The organism is Palleronia pontilimi, assembly GCF_016412875.1.
Classification (GTDB): Bacteria; Pseudomonadota; Alphaproteobacteria; order Rhodobacterales; family Rhodobacteraceae; genus Palleronia; species Palleronia pontilimi.
Genome location: NZ_JAEKPD010000006.1, coordinates 25,740 through 47,495, shown reverse-complemented (window position 1 = coordinate 47,495; position 21,756 = coordinate 25,740). Strand labels below are relative to the sequence as shown.

Below are 21,756 nucleotides of genomic sequence, written 5' to 3'. Positions count from 1 at the left end.
GCTCAACGGCCGGTCTTGAGCGTGGTCCAGGCCCGCGTCAGCGCCCGGTCGAACCGGGCCGATTTGGGCGTCGCGGTGTACATCTTCTGCAGCGTCGCCTCGGGCGGGTAGATGCCGGGATCGTTGCGCACCTCGTCCGACACCAGCGGCGTCGCTTCCTTGTTGGCGTTGGCGTAGAACACCGCGTCCGACACCGCCGCCGTCACCTCGGGGCGCAGGAAGTAGTCGATGAAGGCATAGGCCGCGTCGGGGTTCGGGGCGTCCGCGGGGATCACCATCATGTCGAAGCCCAGCAGCGCGCCTTCCTGGGGGATGACGTAGGTGATCTCGACGCCCTGTTCGGCCTCGGCGGCGCGGTCCTTGGCCTGCAGGATGTCGCCGGAATAGCCCACGGCCAGGCAGATGTCGCCGTTGGCCAGGTCGTTGATGTATTGCGACGAATGGAAGTAGCGCACGTGGGGCCGGATCCCGTCCAGAAGCGCTATCGCCTGCTCCAGGTCGCCGGTGTCCTCGGAGTTCGGGTCGAGCCCCAGGTAGTTCAGCGCGGCGCCCGTGATCTCGGACGGGCTGTCGAGCAGCGCGATGCCGCAATCGGCCAGCTTTTCGGCGTTGGCGGGATCGAAGACCAGCCCCCAGGTGTCGAGATCGGCATCGGCGCCCAGACGCTCGGTCACCATGGTCGTGTTGTAGCCGGGACCGACCGAATACATCATCCACGGGATGCCGTAGGTGTTGTCGGGGTCATTGGTGGCGATGATGCGCAGGATCTCGGGGTCGAGATTGCCGTAGTTCTCGATCTTCGACTTGTCGATCGGCTGGAACACGCCCGCCTGGGCCTGGCGCGCCATGAATTCCAGCGACGGCACCACCAGATCGTAACCGGTCGAGCCGGTCAGCATCTTGGCCTCGACCACCTCGTTCGAATCGAACACGTCGTAATTGACGTCGATCCCGGTTTCGGACTCGAAGGTGGGGATCGTGTCCTCGGCGATGTAGTCGGACCAATTGTAGAAGTTCAGGGTGTCCTGCGCCTGTGCCGCCAGGGGCATGGTCAGCAGAAGGGCCGTCAGGGTCGTTCGGGTCATGGGATGCTCCATAACAGGGGGGTTAAGTCAGACGCCGAGCCGGTCGCGGGTGGCATACCACCACGACCCGAGCACGGAATAGGGCACGCGGAACGTCCGCCCGCCGGGGAACGGCAGCCAGGGCAGGCCCGAGAACAGGTCGAACCGCGACAGGTCGCCGTCGATCGCCTCGCCCAGGATGCGGCCGAAGAGATGCGAACCGGTGACGCCGTGGCCGGAATAGCCATGGGCGAAATAGGTGGACGAACCCAGGCGGCCCATCTGCGGCACCCGCAGGAAGGACAGCGCGAAATTGCCCGACCACGCGTGCTCGATGGGGGTGCCCGACAGCGACGGGAACACCTTCAGCATCGCCGCCACCAGCTTGCGCTTGATGTCGCGCGGATCGCTGCCGCCATAGACCGATCCGCCGCCGAAAAGCAGCCGGTGATCGGCGGACATGCGGTAATAGTCCAGGATGTAGCGTACGTCCTCGACGCAGGTGTCCGACGGCATGAGCGCGCGCGCATGCTCGGCCCCCAGCGGCGCGGTCGCCATCATCTGGGTCGAGACCGGCATCACCCGCCATTCCAGCCCGGGCACGACGCCTTTCAGATAGGCGTTGCCGCACAGCACGAGCGTGCGCGCCTCGATCTCGCCATGGGCGGTGCGCACCAGCGGGCGGGCCCGTTCGGGTTCGGCATGGATGACGGGCGAGGATTCGTGGATCGTACCACCCAGCTGCTCGACCGCCGCGGCCTCGCCCAGGGCCAGGTTCAGCGGGTGCATGTGGCCGCCGCGGGTGTCGATCATGCCGCCGCAGTAAAGCTCGGTCGCGGCGTGGTCCTGCATCTGGGCCCGGTCCAGCATCTGCAGGCTGTCGAGCCCGTGCGACGCCCAGAGATCGCGCTTGGCCTCGAGCCCGCGCATGTGGCGGGCGTTGAACGCGGCGAAAACGTTGCCGTCCTTCAGGTCGCAGTCGATGCCGTAGCGGGCGACCCGGTCGCGGATTATATCGCCGCCTTCCATCACCAGCTTTGCGACCCGCGCGGCGATATCCTTGCCGAAGCGGCGTTCGAACACGTCGAGACCCGCGTTCAGGCCGTTGACGATCTGCCCGCCATTGCGGCCCGATGCGCCCCAGCCGATCCGCGCGCCTTCCAGCAGGGTGACGGAATGGCCCCGTTCGAGCAGGGTGATCGCCGTCGACAGGCCCGAATAGCCGCCGCCGACGACGCAGACATCGACGCTGTGACGCCCTTCGAGCCGTGGGCGCGGGGGGGCGGGCGCGGCACTGGCCGCGTAATAGCTGTCGGGGTAGTCGGTCGCCTGCGCGGCGGGATGCGATGCGCCGTCCATCACACGGCCTCCAGGTACGAGTGGTATTCGAAATCGGTGACGTGGCGGGTGAAACGGCCAAGCTCCTGGCGCTTCATCTGCTCGAACATCCGGACCAGGCGCGGCGCGAAGATGCCGGACGTGTCCGAGCCGCGCGCGAAGGCGTCGATGGCCGAGGCCCAGTCGGGCGGCAGGCGGTCCAGCCGCATCGAGTAGGCGTCGCCGGTGACCGGGGACGGCGGCTCCTGTCCGGCCTCGATCCCCAGAAGCATGCCCCCCAGGATCGCGGCCAGCACCAGGTAGGGGTTGGCGTCGGCCCCGGCCACGCGATGCTCGATCCGGCGCGCACGGTGATCGCCGCCGGGGATGCGGATCGCCACGGTGCGGTTCTCGTAGCCCCAGGCCACCGCGGCGGGCGCGTGGGCGCCCGGCAGAAGGCGCCGGTACGAATTTTCGTGCGGGGCGAAGATCAGGCCGTTTTCCTGCATCGTCGCGATCAGCCCGGCCACCGCGTGGCGCATCAGCGGCGTGCCGTCGGGGCCGCCATCGTCGAAAAGGTTCGTCCCGTCGGCATCGACCAGCGAGACATGGGCGTGCATCCCCGATCCCGCGCGCTCGCCATAGGGCTTGGCCATGAAGGTCGCCGCGAAGCCGTGCTTGCGGGCCAGCCCCCGGACTAGGCGCTTGAACAGGACGGCATCGTCCGCGGCCTTCAGCGCGTCGGATTGGTGGACGAAGTTGATCTCGAACTGGCCCGCGCCGTTTTCCGAGATCGCGCTGTCGGCGGGAATATCCTGGGCGCGGCAGCCGTCGTAGATCTCGTTCAGCAGGGCGTCGAAATGCTGCAATTCGTCAACGCTGAGCGCGCCGTCGGTATCCAGCCGCTTGCCCGTCACCGGCGAGCGGGGCGGCTGCGGCGCGGCCTTGCTGGGATCGACGATGTAGAATTCCAGCTCGGTCGCCACCACGGGCATCAGGCCGCGCTGGTTCAGACGCTCGACGATGTCGGCCAGCGCGCGGCGCGGATCGCCCGCGAAGGGGGTGCCGTCCTCAGTCCGGGTCCAGAGCTGGATGAAGGCGGTGGGCCGCTCGGTCCAACCCAGCAGGCTTGCGGGTCGGCCCGTATGCTCGCAGATGCCGTCCGCGTCGCCGGTGTCGAACACCAGGTCCGAGCCTTCCACATCCTCGCCCCAGATATCCATGCCCAGAAGCGACAGCGGCATCCGCAACCCGCCGTCGCGCACCTTGTGGATCTGGTCGGCGGGAAGCCGTTTGCCACGCATCACGCCGTTCAGGTCGCAGATGCACGCGAAGATCGCATCGACCTCGGGATGGTCGTCTTCGAGCTGCGCGATGGGCGCGGTCTGGTCCATCACCGATTCCACAAAATTTGTCCTGAACCGAAGTGAATGGCCTGTTGGCGGGTGTCAATCCAGATCGCTATTTCGCGCGCCTCCGGGCTTGCAAAGCCCCTTTTTTCATCGGGCGCAGGTCGGGCGTTGCCCCGGGAACCTGCGTCCCGGCCCCGGTCCTAGCCCAGAACGCGGGTCATGGCGCGGTCGACCGCGTCGGTGATGTGGTCGATATCGTCCGCCGTGGCGATCAGCGCGGGGCTGAAGCACAGCGTGTTGTTGTAGCCCGGCACCGAGCGGTTGGTCGCGCCGATTATGACGCCCTGCGCCATGCAATCCTTGACGATGGCCTGCACCAGCGGCTCGGGCAGGACCTCTTTCGTCTGGCGGTCGGCGACCAGTTCGGCGCCCAGGAACAGGCCCTTGCCGCGCACATCGCCGATGGCCGGGTGCTTGTCGGCCAGCGCGTGCAGGTTGCCCATCATCCGCTCGGACATCTTGTCCACGTTGGCCAGAAGATCCTCGTCCTCGATGATCGCCATGTTTTCCAGCGCCGCGGCGGGGCCCGCCGTGCAGCCACCGAAGGTGCTGATATCGCGGAAGTAGTTCAGCAGGTCGCCCTCGTCGTCGCGGAACATCTCGAACACCGCGTCGGTGGTTACGCAGCACGAAATGGCCGCGTAGCCCGACGCGACACCCTTGGCCATGGTCACGATATCCGGCTGCACACCGTATTGCTGGTAGCCGAACCAGGTGCCGGTGCGGCCCAGCCCGCAGACCACTTCGTCGATATGCAGCAGCACGTCGTACTGGCGGCAGATCTCCTGCACCCGGTCCCAGTAGCCTTCGGGGGGCGGGATCACGCCGCCGCCCGCCGTCATCGGCTCGAGGCAGAGCGCGCCCACGGTGTCGGGGCCTTCGCGCAGGATCACCTTCTCGATCTCGTTGGCGACCGCGACGCCGTAATCGGCGCCGGAAAGGTCGCCGAAGCCCTGCTCGTGCTTGCGGTATTCCAGGCAGTGCGGCACCTGAACGAAGCCCGGCGCGAAGGGGCCGTATTGGGCGTTGCGCTCCTGCTGGCCGCCCGCCGACAGGCAGCCGATGGTGGTGCCGTGGTAGTCGCGGTCGCGATAGAGGATCTTGTGCTTGGCGCCGCCATACCGCTTGTGGGCGATCTGGCGCACGATCTTGAACGCCTTCTCGTTCGCCTCGGACCCACTGTTGGCGTAATAGACGCGGGAAAGTCCGGGCATCTTTTCCACCAGGCGCTCGGCGAAGCGCGCGCCGGGGATCGAGCCGAGCGTGCCGCCGAAGAAGTTCATCTTCACCAGCTGGTCCCGCACGGCGTCGGCGATCCGCTCGCGCCCGTAGCCGACATTGACGGTCCAGACCCCGCCCGACACGGCGTCGAGATGTTCCTTGCCGGTGATGTCCCACAGCTTCAGGCCCTTGCCCTCGACGATGATGCGCGGATCGATCTCGGACCGCAGGTAGGGGGCATGCTGGCTGAGATGGTGCCAGACGTGGCGGCGATCGGCCTCGATCACGGCGCGGGGATCGTTCACCTGGAAGGGGATAGTCATGGGGCAACCTCCGGTCGCGTCATCGTCCCAGCGGTGTCGGCCAGCGATTCGCTGCGGTCAGTCTTCGTGCCAAGTATGATAGCAGATCGCACGCGGGATAGGGCCAATTGCGATGCGCCCATCGGTCCAGACCGCGGCCCTGACGCCGCGTGAAGTTTTTCATTGACGTGCACCAATCCCCCCGATTTGCTGATGCGCGACGCGGGTCAAGGGTTCCCCGCGCAGGGCGTCCGGACCGGGCGCGTATCAAAACAAGACCCACGCGCGCGCAGGATGTCGTGCGCTTACATCTGGGAGTTACCGATGAAACTGAAATCCAAACTGCTGGGCGCTGTCGCGGGATTGGCGTCGCTGGCCGCACTGCAGGCGCAGGCCGCCGAACATTCCGAAGGGATCACCGTCGCCTACTTCCTGGAATGGCCGATGCCGTTTCAATACGCCAAGGAAATGGGCATGTACGAGGAAGAAATGGGCGTTCCCATCGAATGGGTCAGTTTCGACACCGGCACTGCCATGAGCGCCGCGATGGCGTCGGGCGACGTGCAGATCTCGGTCAGCCAGGGCGTGCCGCCCTTCGTGGTGGCGGCGTCGGCAGGCCAGGACATCCAGGTGCTGGACGTGGCCGTGAGCTACGCCGAGAACGACAATTGCGTCGTCGCCAGCGCGCTGGAGATCGACAAGTCCACCGCGGGCGACCTGGCGGGCAAGAAGGTGGCCGTGCCGCTGGGCACAGCGGCGCATTACGGGTTTCTGAAGCAGATGGACCATTTCGGCGTCGACGTGGCCTCCATGGACGTGGTCGACATGGCGCCCGCCGAAGGGGCGGCGGCACTGGCGCAAGGCAGCCTGGACATGGCCTGCGGCTGGGGCGGTGCGCTGCGCCGCATGAAGGAATCCGGCAACGTCCTGCTGACCGGCGCCGAGAAGGAAGACCTGGGCATCCTGGTCTTCGACGTGACCAGCGCGCCCGCCGACTTCGTGGCCGAGAACCCCGATATGGTCGCCAAGTTCCTGAAGGTGACGGCCGACGCCAACGCCATGTGGAACGCGGGCGAGAACAAGGACGAGATGCTGGAAGTCATCGCCCAGGACGCCGGCATGGACATGGACGCCACGGCCGAGACCATGGCCACCTTCGTGTTCCCGTCGGTCGAAGAGCAGCTGGGCCCCAAGTGGCTGGGCGGCGGTGCGGCCGAGTTCATGGACGGCGTGGCGCAGGTGTTCCTGGATGCGGGCAGCATCGACAGCAAGCGCGACAGCTATGCCGATGCTGTGGCCGTGGGCCCGCTGGAAAGCGCCCAGGGCATGTAAGCGCCAATCGGGTCGGGCCGGGCGCCGCGTGGCGTCCGGCCCGACCTTTCAGGTATTTATGGAAAGATGAAGCCAGGGGCGCGGCGCGCCGGGTCTTCCGTCTTTCCCCGACACCCGCCGAAGGAGATTTCATGTCGAACCTGGTGATTGACGACGTCTCGATGCGGTTCGACCTTCCCGGGGGCGGCGCGGTGCAGGCCTTGAAGAACGTGTCGCTGACGTTGAAACAGGGCGAGCTCATGTCGGTGTTGGGGCCGTCGGGCTGCGGCAAGACCACGCTTCTGAACATCCTTGCGGGGTTCCTTGCGCCCACCGAGGGGAAGATCAAGCTGGGGGACAAGCGCGTCACCGGCCCCAGCCCCGAGCGCGGGATGGTGTTCCAGCAGGGCGCCCTGTTCGAATGGATGAGCGTGCGCGACAACGTGGGCTTCGGCCCGTCCATGAAGGGCATGGCGCAAAAGCAGAAGCGCGAGATCGTGGATCACCTGCTGGACGTGGTAGGCCTGTCGCAATTCAAGGAAAAGGCGGTCTATGAGCTGTCGGGCGGGATGCAGCAGCGCGTGGCCCTGGCGCGATGCCTGGCCAACGAGCCCGAGGTGATCCTGATGGACGAGCCGCTGGGTGCGCTGGACGCGCTGACGCGCGAGAAGATGCAGGGGCTGGTGCTGAAACTCTGGAAAGAGACCGGCAAGACCGTGATCCTGATCACCCATTCGGTCGAAGAGGCGCTGCTGCTGGGCGAGCGGCTGATCGTCATGGCGCCGCGCCCGGGCCGCATCCACCGCGAATACAACCTGCCCTTCGCCGATATGGGCGTGGGCCGGGACCTGCGCGAGGTGAAGAAGCACGAGGATTTCGGCAAACGCCGGGAAGAGATCCTGTCGATGATCTGGGAGATGGAGGAAGAAATCATGGGCGGAGCCGAGCAATGACCCCGTTCCTGATCGCCGATCTCTGGGGCGAGCTGCTGGCCGTCCTGACCACGCTGTTCTTCGCGCTGCCCTATATCGCGGGCTACATCGCCATCATCCTGCTGACGCTGCTGATCTGGACCGGGGTCAAGAAGGTGCTGCGGCCGGTCCACGACTACACGTCGCTGAAAACGGTGACCTTCGGCGACGAATCCGCCGTGGTGTCGAACTCGGTCGCGTCGGTGGTGTCGGTGGTGCTGATCTTCGTGTTCTGGGCGGTCTTCACCGGATCGTCGCTGCTCCCGTCGTTCCTGCACGCGCCGGGGGCGTTCACCGGGACGGGCACCTTCACCTACACCGTGACCACGCCGGACGGGCGCAGCGACGACGCGGAAGTGACGGTGCTGGTCTATCCGCGCGACGAAGAGGCCGACGCGCCGGACGTAGATCCCGGCGATGGGTTCGCCAAGAACGATTCCATCGCCATCGCCGAGTATCGCTCGGACCTGTTGCGGGTGGACCAGAACGACGAGATCGGGCGCGACGAGGACGCGGTGATCACCGCCATCAACGGGCAGGAGGTCGCGCCGGGCGATACCGTGCGCGTGGATTTCGGCACCGTGTCGCTGTCGGGGCGCGGCACGCCGAATATCAGCCCGTCGACCGGGATGCAGATGGAGCCGATCTGGCTGCCCTCGCCCGAAGGGGTGTGGTCGCGGCTGACCGAGATCGCGACCTCGGGCTACCGCAACTCGACCTTGTGGGAGCACCTGGGCTATTCGCTGTTCCGCGTCATCGTGGGCTTTACGCTGGGGGCGCTGGTGGGCATCCCGCTGGGCTATGCCATGGGGCTGTCGGACTGGTTCCGCGGCTGGTTCGACCCGATCGTGGAATTCATGCGCCCCGTGCCGCCGCTGGCGCTGATCCCGCTGGTCATCATCTGGGCGGGCATCGGCGAGGTGGGCAAGATCATCCTGCTGTTCCTGGCGGCGCTATGGATCATGGCCATCGGCGCGCGGTCGGGCGTGTCCGGCGTAAAGATCTCGAAGGTCCACGCGGCCTATTCGCTGGGTGCGTCGAAGTTCCAGATCCTGCGCCACGTCATCATCCCGAACTCGCTGCCCGAGATCTTCACCGCCGCGCGCGTCGCCATGGGCGTGTGCTGGGGCACCGTGGTGGCGGCCGAGCTGGTGGCGGCGGAAAAGGGGGCGGGCATGATGATCATGGTGGCGTCGAAGTTCCAGTCCACCGACATCGTCATCATGGGGATCATCCTGATCGGCATCATCGGTTTCGGCATCGACATGCTGATGCGCGCCGCCGAACGCTTCCTGGTCCCGTGGAAGGGAAAGGGGTGAGCGGCGGTTCGGCAAAGCCGATGATCGCTCCAGTGGAGCGATCAAGCCGCGAACGGGCGGAGCCCCGACAGGCGGCGCTCCTGCGCAGCAGGGGATCGCTCCGGTGGAGCGATCACGCCGCGAACGGGCGGAGCCCCGACAGGCGGCGCTCCTGCGCAGCAGGGGATCGCTCCGGTGGAGCGATCACGCCGCGAACGGGCGGAGCCCCGACAGGCGGCGATCCTGCGCAGCAGGGGATCGCTCCGGTGGAGCGATCAAGCCGCGAACGGGCGGAGCCCCGACAGGCGGCGCTCCTGCGCAGCAGGGGATCGCTCCGGTGGAGCGATCACGCCGCGAACGGGCGGAGCCCCGACAGGCGGCGCTCCTGCGCAGCAGGGGATCGCTCCGGTGGAGCGATCACGCCGCGAACGGGCGGAGCCCCGACAGGCGGCGATCCTGCGCAGCCGTTCGGCGGGGCATCCGTCGTAGGACGGAAGGCTAACACGAGCGCGCAAAGCGACTGGCCGCCAAGGCTTCGCAAGCCACTTGCCAGGTGTCGAAATGGGGACCGTTCAGGACCGGCCACGCCATGAGCGGGACCGGCGCGATGCGTGAATTCTGTGGGTGAGGGGACGGATTCAGCCGGGGTGCCTGTCACAACATCCCGCGGCCCGGTGCCGTGCCGAAGGCGAATAGAAGCGCCGCCGAAGCGGCGCTTCCGCCTATCGCGTCAGCCCCCGGTCGTGCAAACCGGCGGCGTGCACGCGTCGCGCGTCACCGGTGTCGTCTGCGTGTCGTCGGGAAACCAAAGCCTTGGTGTCGTGCCGATCGTGCCGAACATGGCCGACGCCGTGGTGGCCCAGAAGACGATCAGTGCCGTCGCGGAAAATACCTTGCGCATTATAACCCCCTTGAAAAATAGGTCTTGAAGGTATCCGCCCGCCAAAAAAGACTTCGCAGAAAAATATGGAAAAGTGCGAGAGATCCCCGCTTAACCATACAACACGGGGCAAATTGACGCAAGGTAAGGTTTGCCGACCGCCGTTTGGTGGCTGTCGTTTTTCCCCCCTGATCTGTCGAAACCGCGCGGGGCTTTTCGCCGGTCCCGGCGTAGCACCCTTGGGAAAGACTCGCGCGCAAGGGAACGTCCGATGAAAACGCACGTCAAAGCACTGGTCGTCGGCGGCGGCGCGGTGGGCACCTCGATCGCCTATCACCTGGCCAAGCACGGCTGGGACGACGTGGTGCTGCTGGAGCGCGACGAGCTGACCAGCGGGTCGACCTGGCACGCCGCGGGCCTGCTGCCCTATTTCAACATGAGCTACGCGACCACCTGGATCCACGACTATTCCATCAAGTTCTACAAGCAGCTGGAAGAAGAAACCGGCCTGAACGCGGGCTTCTACGTCGTCGGCAACCTGCGCATGGCCCAAAGCCAGGCGCGGATGGACGAATACATGCTCTACGCCGCCACGGCCGAAACGGTGGGCGTGCCGTTCGAGTGGATGACGCCCGGCGACATCAAGGACCGCTTCCCGCTGGTGCGCACGGACGACCTGGTGGGCGCGATCTATCACCCGACCGACGGCTACATAAACCCCGCCGACGTGACCATGGCCATGGCCAAGGGCGCGCGGCAGCGCGGCGTCACGATCGAGCGGCGCTGGCAGGCGGACGGCTACGCATGGACCGGCAGCGAATGGCGCGTGACGCTGACCAAGATGGTGGAAAAGGGCGGCAACCTGGTCGCCTCGGACGAGCAACAGGTCATCACCGCCGAGCACGTCGTCACCGCCACCGGCAACCACGCCCAGCGCACCGCGCGGCTGCTGGGGATCAAGCACCCCGCCATCCCGGTCGAGCACCAGTATATCGTGACCGAGCCCGACCCCGCCCTGGTCGAATGGCGCAAGACCAACGGCCAGCACCCGGTTCTGCGCGACGCCGACGCCAAGTGGTACGTGCGCGAGGAGCGCGGCGGCTGGATCCTTGGCCCCTACGAGCACGGCGCGCCCGCGCGGTTCGAATACGGCGTGCCCGACAGCTTCCGCGCCGACCTGTTCCCGCTGGAGCTGGACCGGATCGAGCAGGAGTACCTGTCCTTCATCCACCGCATCCCGTCCTCGGAAGAGGTGGGACTGAAGGACGATTTCAACGGCCCGATCTGTTACACACCGGACGGCAACCCGCTGATCGGCCCCGCGCCGGGCCTGCGCAACATGTGGCTGGCCGAGGGCTTCAGCTTCGGCATCACCGCGGCGGGCGGGGCGGGCGAATACCTGGCGCAGATGATGGTCCAGGGCGAGGCCGAGATCGACATGGCGTCGCTGGACCCCAAGCGTTTCGGCGATTGGGTGACCACCGAATACGCCGTCCAGAAGGACGAAGAGGCCTACGCCCACGTCTATATCCTGCACCATCCCGACGAAGAACGCCCCGCCGCGCGGCCCCTGCGCACGGCGCCCTGCTACGACCGGATGGCGGCGCGCGGCGCGCAGTTCGGCTGCGTCAACGGGTGGGAGCGTCCCAATTACTTCGCCATCGACCCGGAAAGCGGCAAGGTCGCGGCACGGGCGAAATCGGTCGTCGACTTCTCGGACCACGACGCGCGCAGCTTCCGCCGCGGCCGGTGGTGGGACTTCGCGCGCAGCGAGGCCCAAGCGGTGCGCGAGACCGCGGGCCTGATCGACGCCACCGCCTTCGCCAAGCACCGCGTGTCCGGCCCCGGCGCGACCGCGTTCCTGGACTGGTTCACCACCAACAAGCTGCCCCGCGTGGGCCGCATCAACCTGACCTACGCGCTGACCGTGGCGGGCACCACGCGCACCGAATACACCATCGTGCGCCTGGCCGAAGACGATTACTACCTAATTTCGGCCGGCGGCTGGGAAGCCTATGACGAGGATTACCTGTTCAAGGCGATCAAGGACAAGGCGCCGGAATTCGGCCAGATCACCTGCGAAAACGTCACCACGAAATACGGTGTTTTCGCGCTGGCCGGTCCCAATTCGCGCGCGATCCTGCAAAGGCTGATTCGCGACCCCGAGCCCGTGACCGCCCTGTCGAACAAGCGGTTCCCGTGGCTGTCTGCGCAAGCGATCGAGCTTGGCATGGTGCCGGTCACCGCCATCCGCGTCGCCTATACCGGCGAGCTGGGATGGGAGCTGCACCACCCGATGGAGATGCAGAACCACCTGTTCGACCGGCTGATGGAGGCGGGCGAGGATCTGGACCTGCAACTGGTGGGCGCGCGGGCGCAGAACTGGCTGCGGCAGGAAAAGTCCTATCGCGCCTTCGGCACCGAACTGGGCCGCGATGCCACGCCGCTGGAAGCCGGGCTGGACCGGTTCGTGGATCTCGACAAAGATTTCCACGGCAAGCAGGCCATGCTCGACAAAGGCATCCGCAGCAAATGCGTGACGCTGCTGATCGACGGGCCGGACGACGCCGACCCCTGGGGGCGCGAGGCGCTGCTGCACGACGGCGAGAAAATCGGCCGATTGACCTCGGGCGGGTATTCGGTGGCTTTCGGAAAGTCCATTGGCATGGGATACGTGCCGGACGCGCTCGCGGTGCCGGGGACGAAGCTGAAGGTCCGCATGTTCCGCGCGCTCTGGGACGCAGAAGTGACCGAGGACAGCCCCTATGACCCAAGCAACGCAGCGATCCGCAAGGACGGGTAGGGGCCTGATCGGGGTTGCGCTTCTGGTCTTGGCGCTGGCCGCCAGCGCGCTGGCCTGGGGCTGGCGCGACAACCCGCTGGTCCACCGCGCCCAAGGCTACGCGCAATCCGTCGCCACGACCTCCGCCGCGACCTACGTGACTTTGCGCACGCTCAACGCCTTCCTGTCCACCGCGCAGGAGATCGAGGTGGGCGGATCGCTGTTCGTGTCCGGCACGGTGCAGCCGCTGAAGGTGCTCGAACCCATCGACGACACGGTCGAGCGCATCGCGGGCGGGATCTTCGTGGTGATGATCACCACCGGCGTGCTGGCCGTGGCCTTGGGGCCCGTGGGGGGCGTGGGGCTGGGGATGGTCGCGCTGGCGCTGGGCGTCGCGGGGCTTGGCGCGCTGGTGCGCGGCCGACCGGTTCTGGCGGGCCTGACGCGGGGGCTGGCGATCTACGGGATCGTGCTGGCGCTGGCGCTGCCGCTCGTCTTCGTGGTGGCCGACCTGGTGGCCGACCGCATGACCGACGCGGTCTGGCTGGAAAACCAGCGCATCATCACCGAGATCACCCGCGGTGTGGCCGACGTGGCCGAGGCCGAGACGGCGACCGATGCGGGCTGGATCGAGGCGCTGACCACGCCCATGACCTCGATCGCCGAATACCGGGCCTTCGCGGCCAGCATCTATGCCAATGCCGACCAGCTGGTGGGCAGCTTCGTGATGATTCTGGCGGTGTTCGTGTTCAAGATCCTGGTGCTGCCGATCCTGCTTCTGGGCGGTGTCTTCATCGCGGCGCGGGCGCTTGTCCGACAGGCCGGACCGTCGCGCGGCTAGGATTTCTGCGACAATCCGGGTGAAAACCGCGGATTGGACCGGCCCTGCCATAGTTTGATCCCGTTTACGTCAGATTCATCCCTTTGGGTAACCATGGTGAGTGAGGAAAGGTCTTGTGATGTCGCATTGCGAACCCTTGTCGATCGAAGCGGTTGCGCCCCTGACCGGGGTGTGCGGGACAGCGCTTTTGCGCACGCCGACCGGACCGCGCCGGGCCGAGAACGTGCATGTGGGCGACCTGATCGTCACCCGCCACAACGGCCTGCAACCGGTGCGCTTCATCTGGAAATCGGTGCTGAAGGACCGCATCGCGGACAATCCCGATTCCGCGGCGATCCGCATCGCGCGGCGCGGTGTGGGACCGATGATGCCGCAGCAGACCGTGGCACTTGCCCCCGATCAGCAGATCCTGGTGCCGTCCTATCTGCTGTCCGAAGTCGCCGGGACCGGGGCGCTGCTGAAGGCGCGCGCCCTGGCGGGTCACGCCGACGACGTGTGGGTGGACCGCACCATGGACGACGCGACCTTCTACGATTTCGGCTTCGACCGGCACGAGATCATCTGCGTGTCGGGTCTTCCGGTGGCCAGCTACCGCCCCGTCGCGGCCCGGATCGGGGATCTGCCCGCCGATATGCGGGACCGGCTCGTGCGCCGCTATCCGCAGCTGCGCGAAAAGCGCGATCCCTTCCCCAGCTGCCCCTACGAGACGGCGGGCGACGAGGCCTACATGCCCAGCCCGACCTGACGGGAACCGCTGCAAGACAAGGGCTTGCGCCGACGGGATTGCGTCACCGGGCCAGGCGTTCGGCGCGGGACCCGGATCACTGTCCCGAATGAATCATGGCGTCCATCAAACCCGTCTCGCGCATTCGCTGCATCTGCAGCGCCATCAGCCCGCATTCACCGCTGAGCGCGATCGCGCGATCCTGCGGGACGGGCTGCGGCAGGGCGGCCATGCGCGTTTCAAACTCGTCTGCACCCAGATCGGTCTGTGCTAGGAGCTCTTCCATCGCGTCGAACGACGCGTCGATGGCATCCGGCTCTGCCTCGGCCCTATAGCCGTCCAGCAGGCACTGCGCCGCGTCGCGCATCGCGTCGTCCCACGCCACCGCCTGCGCCACGTCGATGTCGCTACCTTGCACCATGTCGGCGAACATGCGCGCCTGTAGCGTTTCGGTGATCCGCTCCATCCGTTCAAGCTGTGTCTCGGCCAGCGCGGGCGCGGCCGACAGGGCCAGCAACGCGGCGATCAGCGGTGCTTTCATATCGGTGTCCTTTCCGTGAGAAGTCGGTCGGGCGCCAGCGCGGCAACGGTTGCGGGGGCAAGATCCGGCGCTGCGCCGCCCATGAGATCGGCGATGAGCCTTGCGGCTGCCGGGGCGGTCTGGAAGCCGTAGCCCGCCTGTCCCGCCAGCCACCAGAAGCCCCGCGCGCGCGGATCGGCGCCGATTACCAGCGTGCGGTCCGGCGCGATGGTCCGAAGGCCCGCCCAGGTGCTGAGCGGGCGCGTGACCTCGACCGTCACCGCGTCCTGGTAGCGCGCCAGCCCCTCGGCCAGGACCATGTCGTCGGCCCAGGCGTCCGACGCCTCGACCGGGTCTTCTTCGGCGGGCGACACGATCCAGCGGCCCGCGTCGGGCTTGGCGTACCACGCTTCGCCCACCTCCTCGACGAAGGGCCAATCACTCACGTCGTGGCCCCCCGGCGCGGCCATCTGCGCCATCGAACGGCGCTTGGGCGCCAATCCCAGCGGCCCGACGCCCGCCATGGCGGCCACTCCGTCCGCCCAGGCCCCCGCCGCGTTCACCACATGGGCGGCGCGGGCTTCGCCACCCTGCCACGACACGCGCCACCCACCGTCCTCGCGTGCGATGTCGGACACCCGCGCGCGGGTTTCGATCCGGCCCCCCTGGGCCAGCACCCGCTTGCGGTTGAGCTGCAGCAGCAGGTCGGTGTCCAGGTCCCACGCTTGCCGGGTCATGGCCGCCGCGGCGAAGTAGCCAGGCTCGAGGATCGGGAACAGCTCGACGGCCTCGTCCATGTCGATCCGGTCCAGTCCCAGTTCCGCCGCCTCGCGCTCCAGCAGGTCGACCTTGCCCGGCGGCGCCATCGACAGGAAGGCGCGCGGCGTCAGGACGCCCGCGTCGTGGTGGTGCTGCGCGCTGGCCGCGTTCAGAGCGCGGACCGTCGCATTGCCATAGAAGGGCAGGAACATCGCGGCCGAGCGGCCCGACGCGTGGTAGCCCAGCGCGCTTTCCGCTTCGAGCAGCAGAACCGAGGCGTCCGCCGACAATTCGGCCGCGGCCGACACGCCCGCGATGCCTCCGCCGACGATGACGATATCGACGTTCATGCCTCTTCCAGACGGTCGGTGGCGGGCGGCGGGGTGGGCGACAGCGCCGAGATCCGCGCGTAGAGCGCGTCGTCCATCTTGAAGTCCAATGCGGCCAGCGACGGGGCCAGCTGTTCGGCGTCGCGCGCGCTTATGATGGGGGCCGTCACGCCGGGATGGCGCGCGGCCCAGGCCACCGCCAGCGTCGCCGGATCCATGCGGATCGTGTTGGCCATATAGGCGACATCGGCGGCGGTGTTGTGCATCCATTCCGGCGCGTAGCGCTTCGAATACATCTCGTCATTGGTGATGCGCCCTTCGCCGCCCGCGCGGTACTTGCCGGTCAGCAGCCCGCCGCCCAGCGGCGAATAGGGCACCGCCGCGATGTCTTCGCTTTGGCACATGGGCAGCAGCTCGACCTCGGCCTGGCGTTTCACCAGGTTGTACATGGGCTGGATCATGTCGATCCGCGTGCCTTCGGCCTGCGCCACGGCCTGCGCCTTCATCACCTGCCAGGCGGCGAAATTGCTGACACCGATATGGCGGATATGCCCTTCCTTCTGGGCCTTCGCCAAGGCCTTGAACGACTCCTTCAGGGGCGTATCGTCGTCCCAGCGGTGCAAATAGTAGATGTCGATCGTGTCGATCCCCATGCGCGCGCGGCTGACCTCGAGCGAGCGGGTGATGCTGTCGGTGCTGTTGCCGCGCTTGTAATCGGCCTTCGACGCGATCACGACCTTGTCGCGCTCGTCCTTGACGAAGGCGCCCAGCCATTCCTCGGACACGCCGTCGGTATAGACGTAAGCCGTGTCGAAGAAATTCAGCCCCGCCGCGCGGCAGGCCGCATACATCGCCCGGCTGGCCGCCTGGTCGGCCTTGCCGCCGAATTGCATGCATCCGAAACAAAGGGGCGAAAGCGGGGTGCCGTCTGGCGTGGTGATCCTGGTCATGGGCGCGACTGTGCCAGAGGGCGCGCGGACGGGGAAGAATATTGCCGATCCATGCGCGGGATTTCGCGGAATGGACAGCCCCCCGCGCGCCTGCCATGCTCGGCGCCATGAAAGCCTTCCTGATCGCCGCTGTCCTGTCCATTCCGGCCCTACCGCTGGCGGCCTCGGACGATTGCACCGAGGACGCGATGATCGTGTTCGACGGCTCGGGATCCATGTCCGAAATGGGGTTCAACGACTTGGCCGAGCCCCGCATCTTCGACGCCCGCCGCGCGCTGCACCGCGCGGTGCCGCCCATCGCCAAGCTGCGGCGGCTGGGGCTGAGCATTTACGGGCCGGGCGAAAACGCCAATCGCTGCGCCAACATCACCCGCCATTTCGCGCCCATGGCCGACGCGGCGGGGCCCCTGCTGGCGACGGTGGACGCGCTGGAGCCGGCCGGTCCCACGCCGCTGACCGCGGCGGTGGCCCAAGCCGCCGAGACGCTGGACTACCGCAACCGCCCCGCCACCATCGTGCTGGTCACCGACGGCAAAGAGACGTGTTCGGGCGCGACCTGCCAGCTGGCCGCGCACCTGGCCCATGACGGCGCCGACCTGACCGTCCACGTGATCGGCTTCCGGGTGCGGCCCGAGCATTTCGACTGGAACGCGGGCCTGGATATGGGCACCGACACCGCCGCCGCCTGCTTGGCCGAGGCGACGGGCGGCAAATACATCGCCGCCGAAAGCATCGACGACCTGGTCTCGGCCATGTCGGTCACGCTGGGCTGCCCCGTCTACGGCGCGCTGGAATGAAGCTGGCGGCGCTTCTGACCTGGCTCGCGCTGCCGGGCATGGCCGCGGGCGGCTGCATGGACAACGCCATGATCGTGATGGACGGCTCGGCGTCGATGGCGCGGCCCGGCTACCGGCTGGGCGCGCCCGCCAAGATCGACATGGCCCGAACGGCCCTGGCCCGCGTCCTGCCGCTGGTGCCCGCCACGCGGCCCATGGGCCTGCTGACCTACGGCGCGGGGCAGGGCTTGTGCAGCGACGGCGACGTGCGCGTGGTGCCCGGACCCGATACGGCTGCCGCGATCCTCGACCAGCTCGACCGGATCTTGCCGCAGGGCGAAACGCCGCTGGCCAAGGCGGTCGTGGCGGCGGCGCGCGCGCTGGACCACGCGCGGCGGCCCGCGACCATCGCGGTCGTCACCGACGGGCTGGATACCTGCGGCGGCGCGGTCTGCACCGCGGCGCGAATCCTGTCGAACGAAGGCCTGAACACGGTGATCCACGTGGTCTATCTGCGCCGCCCCGGCGACGTGCTGACCGCCGACGCACACCTGTGGCGCACGCCGCCCGGTTGCCTCGCGCATTACACCGGCGGGCAATTCCTGCGCGTGACCGACGAGGTCGAGCTGACCCGCGCGCTGTCGGCGACGCTGACCTGCGCGCTCCTGTCGGATCTGGGACCCGAGCCCACGCCGCAGGGCTAGCCCGCCACGCTCACCCGGCTGGGCGCGCGCGCCAGTCCGACCCAGATGAGCCCCGCCATGCACAAGAGCGTGCCCGCGACGCCCGTCTTCAGCGCCAGCGCGTAGCCGCCCTGTTCCCACAGGATCGAGCCCAAGTAGGGCGCCAGCGCCAGCGCTGCGTAATAGGGCAGGGCCAGGCAGCCCAGGATCGCGCCGATCGACGCGTAGCCCAGGCAGTCGGACACCACGACCGGTTTCAGCACCGGTGTCAGCCCGTAGCCCAGCCCGAACAGCGCCATGAAGGCGAAGGCCGTGCCGGTGCTCTGGGGACCCAGCAAAAGCACGCACAGGCCCGCGCCCATCGCCGCGACCGCCAGCACCATCAGCCCCAGCGATGCGCCTTCGACCCGCGCGCACAGGATCGCGATGCGGGCCACGGCCTGGAACGGACCGAGCAGCGCCAGCACCAGGATGGCGACCGCGCTGTCATGGCCGAACGCCACTAGCGCGGGCACGCCGTGGGCCAGGACCAGCCCTTCGGTGAAGGCCAGGCAGGCGAAGGCCACAAGCAGGCACCAGAAAACCGGCTGGCCGCGGGCGTGGCGCAGCGCGGCCCCGGCAGCTTCGGCGCGGGCGGTGCGGTTCAGCCTGCACGACGCGGGTTCGAGCGTGGCGGCCCCGAAATACATCAGCGGTGCGGCGACGTAGGCCGACAGGCCGGCGAAGAAGACCACCGCCTTGCGCCAGCCGAATCCGTCCGCGATCTCGCTGGCCACGGGATAGACCAGCGACGTGGACAGCCCCGCCACCAGCGCCACCAGCGCGATCGAGCGGCGCGCCCGCTGGCGCAGCACGCGGGCAAGGAAGGTGAAGGTGGCCTCATACAGGCTGCAGCCCTGCGCCGCGCCGATCACGATCCACGCCAGCAGGAAGCCGCGATGGCTGGTGGCCTGCGACAGGGCCAGCAGGCCCACCGCGCCCAGAAGCGCGCCGAAGGGCAGCAGCAGCCGCCCGGCGCCCGCGTCGATGACCTTGCCCGCCACCGGTGCGACCACAGCCGACGCCAGGATCGCGCCGGTCAGGCCCAGCGACAGGTCGGCCTTGCCAAGACCGGTCTGCGCTTCCCAGACCAGAAGCAGCGCGCCAAAGAGGTAGAAAAGCGCGCTCCACCCGACCAGAAGACCGACGGCAAGGGACAGAAGGGCCGCCAGCTCGCGGTGGCGGGGCGGGCCGACCGGATCGGGAAACGGCAAGGGGTCGGCGGGCGAAAAATCGTCCTGCTGCAAAATAATTCTCTGAAATATGACGTCTTAAAATATGGCTTGAGCCTACCATGCGCCGCGGGCGGGACCAAGGTTTTCCGGGCTTTCGGCAGGCATTACCCCGCCCGCGCCCGTTTTCCGGGCGCCTGACCGTTTCCGCGGCAGGGCTGCACCCGAGCCAAAAAAAGCGCGCGCGTGACTGCCACGCGCGCGCTTCTTTAGCGTTTTTCCCGGCGATCCGGGACCTTTCGGGTCAGTTCGGGATCTCGCCCGTCAGACCCTCGACGTAGAAATCCATGCCCAGCAGCGTGCCGTCATCCGCGGTCTCGCCCTCTGCCAACCAGACCGATCCGTCCTGCTTGTTGATCGGGCCGGTGAAGGGATGCATTTCGCCCGCGCGGATCTGCTCGACGATGTCCAGCGCACCCGCCTTCACGTCCTCGGGCACCGCGTCCGAGATCTCGCCGATCTCGACCATGCCCTTGTCGATGCCTTGCCAGACCGACTGGCTTTCCCAGGTGCCGTCCATCACGGCGCCCACGCGCTCGATGTAGTAGGGCGCCCAGTTGTCGATGATCGAGCTGACGCGCGGCAGGGGGGCGTATTCGGCCATGTCCGAGGCCTGCCCGAAGGTGATGATCTGCTTGCCGTCGGTGCTGGCTTCCGCCGCCGCGGCCTGGGGCGCGGTGGAATCGGTGTGCTGCAGGATCACGTCGGCGCCCTGCTCGATCAGCGCCTTGGCGGCGTCGGCTTCCTTGGCCGGATCGAACCAGGTGAAGGCCCAGACGATGTTGAATTCCACGTCCGGGTTCACGGCGCTGGCGGCCAGGTACGCCGCGTTGATGCCGCGGATGACCTCGGGGATCGGGAACGACGCGATATAGCCGATCTTGTTGGTCTCGGTCATGTTGCCCGCGATATAGCCCTGCACCGCGCGCCCCTCGTAGAAGCGGGCGGAATAGTTCGCCACGTTGTCTGCGGTCTTGTAGCCGGTGGCATGCTCGAACTTCACGTCCGGAAACTTGGCGGCCACGTTGATGGTCGGGTCCATGTAACCGAAGGAGGTGGTGAAGATCAGGTCCGCGCCCGACAGCGCCATCTGGGTCATCACCCGCTCGGCATCCGCGCCTTCGGGCACGTTTTCCTGGAACACCGTCTCGACCATGTCGCCGTATTCCGCCTCGACGGCCAAACGGCCCTGGTCGTGCTCGTAGGTCCAGCCGCCGTCGCCGACGGGGCCCACATAGACGAAGCCGACCTTGGTCTTTTCGGCGTGCTCGGCGGCGAAGGCGCCGGTGGTCATGACAAGCGCCGTGGCAGCGGCGCCCAGAAGTGTTCTGCGAAGCATAGTGAAGATTTCCCCTTGGATTGACGCGTCCCGTCAGTGGGTCGCGTGAAATTGTTTGCCCAGGTCCGCGGGCGCCCCGAGCGACCGCTTCGAGCCGCGCGCCGACATGACGACGAGCACGGCAATGGTTATCAGATAGGGCGACATGGACAAGTATTCGACCGGCAGTGCCACGCCCGCCGCCTGCAGGTTCAGCTGCAACACCGTGACACCGCCGAACAAATAGGCACCCAGCAAAACGCCGCCCGGCCGCCAACTGGAAAAGACCACGATGGCCAGCGCGATCCAGCCCGCGCCCGCGGTCATGCCTTCGGTCCATTGGGGCACGCGCACCAGGCTCAGATAGGCGCCGCCCAGGCCCGCCATGGCCCCGCCGAACGCGATGGCGCAAAGCCGCACCGCGCGCACCTTCAGCCCCAGCGCGTGGGCCGCGTGGTGGCTTTCGCCCACGGCCCGCAGCTTCAGGCCCGCGCGGGTGCGGCGCAGGAAATACCAGGTGGCGACCACCAGGAACAGGCTGAGATACACAACCCAGTCGTGGCCGAAGACGACACGCCCCACGAAGGGCAGATCGCTGAGCGGGCCCAGGTCCAGCCGCGCGGTCGACGGCGGCTTGATCCCCACATAGCCCTGGCCCAGCAGCGACGACAGGCCGAGCCCGAACAGCGTCAGCGCCAGTCCCGTCGCCACCTGGTTGCTCAGGAAAATCTGGGTCAGCACCCCGAAGACGAGTGACAGCATCGCACCGCCCAGCGCCGCCGCGGCGAAGCCCAGCACGGGGTTGCCCGTCTCGACCGCGGTGGCGAAGCCGCAGATCGCGCCGGTGATCATCATGCCCTCGACGCCCAGGTTCAGGACGCCCGCCTTTTCCACGATCAGCTCGCCCAGGGCGGCCAGCAGGATGGGGGTCGCGGCCACCATGAGCGACGCGACCAGAAGGGTGGCAGAGATGGCGCTCAGGTCCATGGCAAGGCTTTCGTGGCGGTGGTGCGTTCAGGTATTTTTG

Annotated in this window: 19 protein-coding genes; 8 read left to right on the top strand and 11 right to left on the bottom strand. The window is 67.5% G+C overall.

Features of this window, described 5'->3' with window-relative positions:
• Window positions 1-2 precede the first annotated feature (2 nt).
• The 4 genes from ILP92_RS06465 to ILP92_RS06450 all read right to left on the bottom strand — a co-directional run bounded on the left by ILP92_RS06465 (window position 3) and on the right by ILP92_RS06450 (window position 5,337).
• A complete protein-coding gene (locus tag ILP92_RS06465) occupies window positions 3-1,085 on the bottom strand; it encodes a polyamine ABC transporter substrate-binding protein (RefSeq protein WP_198915561.1) in 1,083 nt (360 codons plus the stop codon).
• A 27-nt stretch (window positions 1,086-1,112) separates the two neighbouring features.
• Window positions 1,113-2,423 carry an NAD(P)/FAD-dependent oxidoreductase gene (locus tag ILP92_RS06460; protein WP_198915560.1) on the bottom strand — a complete coding sequence of 437 codons (1,311 nt, stop codon included), beginning with the start codon at window positions 2,421-2,423 and terminating at the stop codon, window positions 1,113-1,115.
• Window positions 2,423-3,775, bottom strand: a complete 1,353-nt coding sequence (locus ILP92_RS06455) for a glutamine synthetase family protein (RefSeq protein WP_198915559.1) — start codon at window positions 3,773-3,775, stop codon at window positions 2,423-2,425. The genes ILP92_RS06460 and ILP92_RS06455 overlap by 1 nt, the downstream gene beginning before the upstream one ends.
• 158 nt (window positions 3,776-3,933) lie before the next feature.
• Window positions 3,934-5,337 (bottom strand): aminotransferase family protein, encoded by a 1,404-nt coding sequence (locus ILP92_RS06450; protein WP_198915558.1) that lies wholly within the window; start codon window positions 5,335-5,337, stop codon window positions 3,934-3,936.
• 303 nt (window positions 5,338-5,640) lie between these two features.
• Between ILP92_RS06450 and ILP92_RS06445 the strand changes: the two genes are divergently transcribed.
• From ILP92_RS06445 to ILP92_RS06435, 3 genes are all read left to right on the top strand, one after another.
• Window positions 5,641-6,648, top strand: coding sequence for a taurine ABC transporter substrate-binding protein (locus tag ILP92_RS06445; RefSeq protein WP_198915557.1), 1,008 nt, complete (start codon window positions 5,641-5,643; stop codon window positions 6,646-6,648).
• Window positions 6,649-6,779: 131 nt separating this feature from the next.
• Entirely contained in the window at window positions 6,780-7,580 is an 801-nt protein-coding gene (locus ILP92_RS06440) for a taurine ABC transporter ATP-binding protein (protein ID WP_198915556.1), read from the top strand.
• Window positions 7,577-8,917: an ABC transporter permease gene (locus tag ILP92_RS06435; RefSeq protein ID WP_198915555.1), complete on the top strand. Its 1,341-nt coding sequence runs from the start codon at window positions 7,577-7,579 to the stop codon at window positions 8,915-8,917. Before ILP92_RS06440 ends, ILP92_RS06435 begins: the two co-directional genes overlap by 4 nt.
• 709 nt (window positions 8,918-9,626) lie before the next feature.
• Here ILP92_RS06435 and ILP92_RS06430 read toward each other — a convergent pair.
• Window positions 9,627-9,797: a hypothetical protein gene (locus ILP92_RS06430; protein WP_198915554.1), complete on the bottom strand. Its 171-nt coding sequence runs from the start codon at window positions 9,795-9,797 to the stop codon at window positions 9,627-9,629.
• 250 nt (window positions 9,798-10,047) lie between these two features.
• Here ILP92_RS06430 and ILP92_RS06425 point away from each other — a divergent pair, with 250 nt between their 5' ends.
• From ILP92_RS06425 to ILP92_RS06415, 3 genes are all read left to right on the top strand, one after another.
• The gene (locus tag ILP92_RS06425) at window positions 10,048-12,579 is read left to right on the top strand and encodes a GcvT family protein (protein ID WP_198915553.1); all 2,532 of its coding nucleotides are present in this window, start codon (window positions 10,048-10,050) and stop codon (window positions 12,577-12,579) included.
• On the top strand, window positions 12,542-13,399 hold the full coding sequence (locus ILP92_RS06420; protein ID WP_198915552.1) for a hypothetical protein: 858 nt from the start codon (window positions 12,542-12,544) through the stop codon (window positions 13,397-13,399). The genes ILP92_RS06425 and ILP92_RS06420 overlap by 38 nt, the downstream gene beginning before the upstream one ends.
• Window positions 13,400-13,517: 118 nt before the next feature.
• On the top strand, window positions 13,518-14,144 hold the full coding sequence (locus ILP92_RS06415) for a Hint domain-containing protein (RefSeq protein WP_198915551.1): 627 nt from the start codon (window positions 13,518-13,520) through the stop codon (window positions 14,142-14,144).
• A gap of 76 nt (window positions 14,145-14,220) precedes the next feature.
• Here the strand turns inward: ILP92_RS06415 and ILP92_RS06410 are convergent, their stop codons facing one another.
• Genes ILP92_RS06410 through ILP92_RS06400 form a run of 3 tightly spaced genes read right to left on the bottom strand, consistent with a single transcriptional unit; the run spans window position 14,221 to window position 16,681 of the window.
• Window positions 14,221-14,664, bottom strand: a complete 444-nt coding sequence (locus tag ILP92_RS06410; protein WP_198915550.1) for a TolC family protein — start codon at window positions 14,662-14,664, stop codon at window positions 14,221-14,223.
• Window positions 14,661-15,752 (bottom strand): NAD(P)/FAD-dependent oxidoreductase, encoded by a 1,092-nt coding sequence (locus ILP92_RS06405; protein ID WP_198915549.1) that lies wholly within the window; start codon window positions 15,750-15,752, stop codon window positions 14,661-14,663. Before ILP92_RS06405 ends, ILP92_RS06410 begins: the two co-directional genes overlap by 4 nt.
• Window positions 15,749-16,681, bottom strand: a complete 933-nt coding sequence (locus ILP92_RS06400) for an aldo/keto reductase (RefSeq protein WP_198915548.1) — start codon at window positions 16,679-16,681, stop codon at window positions 15,749-15,751. Before ILP92_RS06400 ends, ILP92_RS06405 begins: the two co-directional genes overlap by 4 nt.
• Window positions 16,682-16,788: 107 nt before the next feature.
• Here ILP92_RS06400 and ILP92_RS06395 point away from each other — a divergent pair, with 107 nt between their 5' ends.
• Both ILP92_RS06395 and ILP92_RS06390 read left to right on the top strand, forming a co-directional pair.
• On the top strand, window positions 16,789-17,478 hold the full coding sequence (locus ILP92_RS06395) for a vWA domain-containing protein (protein WP_235971191.1): 690 nt from the start codon (window positions 16,789-16,791) through the stop codon (window positions 17,476-17,478).
• Window positions 17,475-18,161, top strand: a complete 687-nt coding sequence (locus ILP92_RS06390) for a vWA domain-containing protein (RefSeq protein ID WP_198915547.1) — start codon at window positions 17,475-17,477, stop codon at window positions 18,159-18,161. Before ILP92_RS06395 ends, ILP92_RS06390 begins: the two co-directional genes overlap by 4 nt.
• Here ILP92_RS06390 and ILP92_RS06385 read toward each other — a convergent pair.
• The 3 genes from ILP92_RS06385 to ILP92_RS06375 form a co-directional block, all read right to left on the bottom strand.
• Window positions 18,158-19,426 carry an MFS transporter gene (locus tag ILP92_RS06385; protein WP_198915546.1) on the bottom strand — a complete coding sequence of 423 codons (1,269 nt, stop codon included), beginning with the start codon at window positions 19,424-19,426 and terminating at the stop codon, window positions 18,158-18,160. The genes ILP92_RS06390 and ILP92_RS06385 overlap by 4 nt on opposite strands.
• A gap of 229 nt (window positions 19,427-19,655) precedes the next feature.
• The gene (locus ILP92_RS06380; protein ID WP_198915545.1) at window positions 19,656-20,750 is read right to left on the bottom strand and encodes a BMP family ABC transporter substrate-binding protein; all 1,095 of its coding nucleotides are present in this window, start codon (window positions 20,748-20,750) and stop codon (window positions 19,656-19,658) included.
• Between the two features lie 33 nt (window positions 20,751-20,783).
• Window positions 20,784-21,716 carry an ABC transporter permease gene (locus ILP92_RS06375; protein ID WP_198915544.1) on the bottom strand — a complete coding sequence of 311 codons (933 nt, stop codon included), beginning with the start codon at window positions 21,714-21,716 and terminating at the stop codon, window positions 20,784-20,786.
• Window positions 21,717-21,756 lie beyond the last annotated feature (40 nt).

Coding starts and splice junctions, on each gene's coding strand:
- ILP92_RS06435 (WP_198915555.1), top strand. CDS start 7,577: ATGACCCCGTTCCTGATCGCCGATCTCTGGGGCGAGCTGCTGGCCGTC.
- ILP92_RS06450 (WP_198915558.1), bottom strand. CDS start 5,337: ATGACTATCCCCTTCCAGGTGAACGATCCCCGCGCCGTGATCGAGGCC.
- ILP92_RS06390 (WP_198915547.1), top strand. CDS start 17,475: ATGAAGCTGGCGGCGCTTCTGACCTGGCTCGCGCTGCCGGGCATGGCC.
- ILP92_RS06455 (WP_198915559.1), bottom strand. CDS start 3,775: ATGGACCAGACCGCGCCCATCGCGCAGCTCGAAGACGACCATCCCGAG.
- ILP92_RS06465 (WP_198915561.1), bottom strand. CDS start 1,085: ATGACCCGAACGACCCTGACGGCCCTTCTGCTGACCATGCCCCTGGCG.
- ILP92_RS06440 (WP_198915556.1), top strand. CDS start 6,780: ATGTCGAACCTGGTGATTGACGACGTCTCGATGCGGTTCGACCTTCCC.
- ILP92_RS06420 (WP_198915552.1), top strand. CDS start 12,542: ATGACCCAAGCAACGCAGCGATCCGCAAGGACGGGTAGGGGCCTGATC.
- ILP92_RS06415 (WP_198915551.1), top strand. CDS start 13,518: ATGTCGCATTGCGAACCCTTGTCGATCGAAGCGGTTGCGCCCCTGACC.
- ILP92_RS06405 (WP_198915549.1), bottom strand. CDS start 15,752: ATGAACGTCGATATCGTCATCGTCGGCGGAGGCATCGCGGGCGTGTCG.
- ILP92_RS06460 (WP_198915560.1), bottom strand. CDS start 2,423: ATGGACGGCGCATCGCATCCCGCCGCGCAGGCGACCGACTACCCCGAC.
- ILP92_RS06410 (WP_198915550.1), bottom strand. CDS start 14,664: ATGAAAGCACCGCTGATCGCCGCGTTGCTGGCCCTGTCGGCCGCGCCC.
- ILP92_RS06375 (WP_198915544.1), bottom strand. CDS start 21,716: ATGGACCTGAGCGCCATCTCTGCCACCCTTCTGGTCGCGTCGCTCATG.
- ILP92_RS06430 (WP_198915554.1), bottom strand. CDS start 9,797: ATGCGCAAGGTATTTTCCGCGACGGCACTGATCGTCTTCTGGGCCACC.
- ILP92_RS06400 (WP_198915548.1), bottom strand. CDS start 16,681: ATGACCAGGATCACCACGCCAGACGGCACCCCGCTTTCGCCCCTTTGT.
- ILP92_RS06380 (WP_198915545.1), bottom strand. CDS start 20,750: ATGCTTCGCAGAACACTTCTGGGCGCCGCTGCCACGGCGCTTGTCATG.
- ILP92_RS06395 (WP_235971191.1), top strand. CDS start 16,789: ATGAAAGCCTTCCTGATCGCCGCTGTCCTGTCCATTCCGGCCCTACCG.
- ILP92_RS06445 (WP_198915557.1), top strand. CDS start 5,641: ATGAAACTGAAATCCAAACTGCTGGGCGCTGTCGCGGGATTGGCGTCG.
- ILP92_RS06425 (WP_198915553.1), top strand. CDS start 10,048: ATGAAAACGCACGTCAAAGCACTGGTCGTCGGCGGCGGCGCGGTGGGC.